Here is a 3,340-nt window from a genome sequence, read left to right on the forward strand (position 1 = left end):
AATGCTGAGCGCGGGCACCTCGACCTTCCCGTAGTACGGCCCAGCGCGCAGCGCCACATAGGGCTGGGTCAGACCCTTGGTACTGAGCCTCCGCTCCGCGCCGAAGCTCAGCGAGTATAGCTTCGCCTCGCCGTCTTCCTCATGCATATATGCCGTGAAGTCCGCGGTGCGCCGCCACTCCGGTGCCATCTGCGGGTCGAACACGCCGATGCTGAGGCGCGGCCAGGAATCCCCGAAAACGGTCTCCGTCGTCGAGTCGCTCGGCAGGAAGACGCCGTAGCTCACCGCGATGGGGATCGGCTCCCGCCTCGCATGTGCCGCAGCGCTGACGGCTGTCAGCAGGAATAGGACAACTACAACACGTCTAATCATATCTACGTCTCCTTTCGCGTCTCGCGACGCGCCCCTGCGCCGCTGGCACCCTCGCGCGCGGCAGCGGCGCCCCGCTCTCCGCCATCAACGCAAGGCCTTGCCCTGGCTGATCACGGTCACGTAGGCGCGAGTATTGGGCGTCGCCCCCGCAGGGACATCGCATTCAAACGCGACCTGATTCTCACCGGGCGCCAGTTCGGGCGCCGCACCTTGCGGCTGCACGTCGCAGACCATCTTCCCTTGCGGGTCATAGAGCGTGCAGTCCGACATCGAACGGAATTCGAGGTAGGCGCCGCTTTCGATCTCAACCGGGAAGACGATGGTTTCCCCGCCAACCGTCACCGACGGATTCCGCAGCTTGACGTTCGCCAGCGGCAGTGCCCTGACCGGCGAGAGATAGCACGTCACCGTATTGCCCTGTGGGATGTTGTTGTACCACAGACCTAACGAAGCCACATGTCCGTAATCCACAGATTCGCGGTAGATGGCGTACGCCCCTCCATAGGGCCAGAAATAGTCGGAATAACGCTCCCCCTCGGGCTCGATGAGTTCGAAGTAGCGCCAGCCCGTGAAGTCCACAACGATGTAGTGGTCGCCGATCCCAGCAACGATGTGCGCAGGGCTCGTCAATTGCAGATTGAGGACCTCCCCTTGACCGTCTCCGTGCACCCAGACGCCGAGAGCCTGCCGCTCGCTCATGTCCAGGGGCACGTCGAACACCTTGACCATCTTGGCCCATGCTGACTTGCGTCGTGCTCCGGTATTGGCGGCGGTGAAGCGCCCGCTGGCCGCACCGACCTTCACTTCCGCGGAAGACGTCGCCAAATCCGCCTGCACGCCCGAGCGGCTGGCGCGGTCGGTGAACTCGGCGGGATCCGCGAAGTCAGCCAGCGTCAGGTTGTCGGGCGCGTCGTACGCACCCGCCGAGAGCAACGCCTCGATACGCAGTTGCACCGGCTGCCTGCCGAACCTGTTCTTGACGCGCCACGCATTGCTCCAGCCGTCCATACCCTGCACCTTGTGCTTTGCATATTGCACCGGCCGGAACTGCGGACTCCCCCCAGCGCTTTGGGTCAGTGTGAACTCTTGACCGGGCGCCCGCAGCCGCGCCTTGACCGACTCGGGAACGGAGCCCGCGTGACGCAGTTCCTCGTAGCGTCTGAAGATGCCGGCCAGCCGGGCAAGCACGGGAACCTTCGCGATATTGCCGGGATCCATGCCCATGAGTGAAAGCCCGGTATCGTTGGCCAATGCCTTGCAGCACAAGTACTCGATGTCATCGGGGAACGTCGGCTCGCCCTGGGCTCCGGACCAGGTCTTGACCGCCCACCACCCGAGCTGTCCGGGCAGGAACATGCGCCGGTTCTCGCGATTCGCGGCGCAGTGGATGTCAATGAAGCGCTTGTGGCTCCGCGTGGGATGATCCCAGGCGCCCATGCGCGAGCGCACGTACCAGAGGTGATGGTGGAAGGTGCTCATTTCCATGAGCGCGGGCCGCTCGAGGCGCTTCCAGATCTCAAACACGAACTTGGAGCCGTAGTGCCAGCCGTACTCGGGGCCGCCGAGCACGTCCTCGCCGTCGAGCGCGTCGAGGTACATCATGTCAAAGCCGCACTGGTTGAACGCCTCCGCCGTCTTGCCGGCCACTTCCGCGAGGAGCGTCGAATCGGGGTCGGGCACGAACAGCCCGAAGCACTCCTTGAGGTGATGCACCTCTGCCCCGGCCCCGTGCGGCGCCGGGCTCGTGCCGCACGCGCCGCGCTGGCACCCCGTGAATACAAACGGTGGCTCGTTCGAGACGCCGCTGTACGTAATCAGCTCGTCGTCAATCCTCAGGGTCACGCTGTTGCGGACGAAGAAGCCGGTGATCGCTGACATGCCGCTCGTCGGCTCGACCACTTGCATCGTGTCGCTTTCCACGTCGAGCGCCTCGGCCAAGGTGAACGTCGCGTCCTTCGCCAGGCGCGGGTCCGGCACCGGCGTGACCCACGGGCAGCGCTTGTCAATGAAGAATGCGTACGTGTGCAGTCCCGCCCGAATGCCTGCGGCGTGGAGTCTGTCTATGACGCCCTTCAGGCTGGCGAAACCGTTCGCGTACGTGTCCGGGTTAGGCCGGCAGTCGCCGAACCGGAATGAATTGCCCCCGTGGAAGTCTATCTGGTTAAAGCCCAGGGTCCGCGCCACTTCGATCCACTCATCCACCGTCTGATCGGAGAGGTTGCCGAAGTTGAAGAGGTAGGAGCCCTGGTTGATCTCCGCGTCAAGTGCCCACGGGCCACCGATGGGCGAGTGCGGCAGGTCGGGCGCCGCGGTCACGACCTCCTGCATCACCGCTCGCAGTGCGCTCTGCGGACACGCGATGAGCGCCACCTTCGCGCCGGCAAAGCCGAACTTCGGGTAGCATGCCGCCCAGAGTCGCTTGCTCGCCCCGGGCAACTCCGGAACATTGGTCTGCAGATTCAGCGCGAGAGCGCTGCAAGCGAATGATTCCTTCGGGCTGCCCTTGAGCGTGAGGTGGACGTTGGCGAAAACCATCTCCTCTACGTCTTCGCCGGTGACGGACAGCACTTCGAGGGTGAAATACCGCCTCTCCGCGACGGCGCGGACCACAGCGCTGACATTCGCGCCCCCGAACTGGATATCGAAATACCCGCCCTCGTACGACACCGCCGAGGCCGCGTAGCGGCGACCGCCTTTGCGAATCTCCGCGAAGGCAGATCGCGGCTTGGTGACGCAGTAATCCTCGCCCGTCCGCTTGTCCACTAAGCGTAGGTTCTGCCCGTTGGAGCCGACTTCATAGATCGCGTGGTCGTTTTCGAGTTGAAACGTCATCAATGCCTCCGCTGTTTTCGCCGCGTCCCGCGGTTGCACTGCCACTGCCGATTTCTGGGCAGTGAAGCTTGCGTGTATCAGACAAGCGAGGGTGATCGCCGCGATCCGGCTCGCGTTCCGCCGCGTCCCACGCACG

General features: G+C 64.2%; 2 protein-coding genes. Both read right to left on the bottom strand.

Features of this window, described 5'->3' with window-relative positions; genetic code table 11:
• Positions 1-372 (bottom strand): hypothetical protein (locus tag JSV65_06170; protein UCH35937.1); only part of this gene is annotated, 372 nt, incomplete at its 3' end.
• Between the two features lie 84 nt (positions 373-456).
• A complete protein-coding gene (locus tag JSV65_06175; protein ID UCH35938.1) occupies positions 457-3,204 on the bottom strand; it encodes a hypothetical protein in 2,748 nt (915 codons plus the stop codon).
• Between the last annotated feature and the right edge of the window lie 136 nt (positions 3,205-3,340).

This window comes from Armatimonadota bacterium, assembly GCA_020354555.1.
In the GTDB taxonomy this organism is placed as follows: domain Bacteria; phylum Armatimonadota; class Hebobacteria.

Bases quoted from the DNA above. Each gene is read 5' to 3' on its own strand.
- JSV65_06175 (UCH35938.1), bottom strand. From the start codon at position 3,204: ATGACGTTTCAACTCGAAAACGACCACGCGATCTATGAAGTCGGCTCC.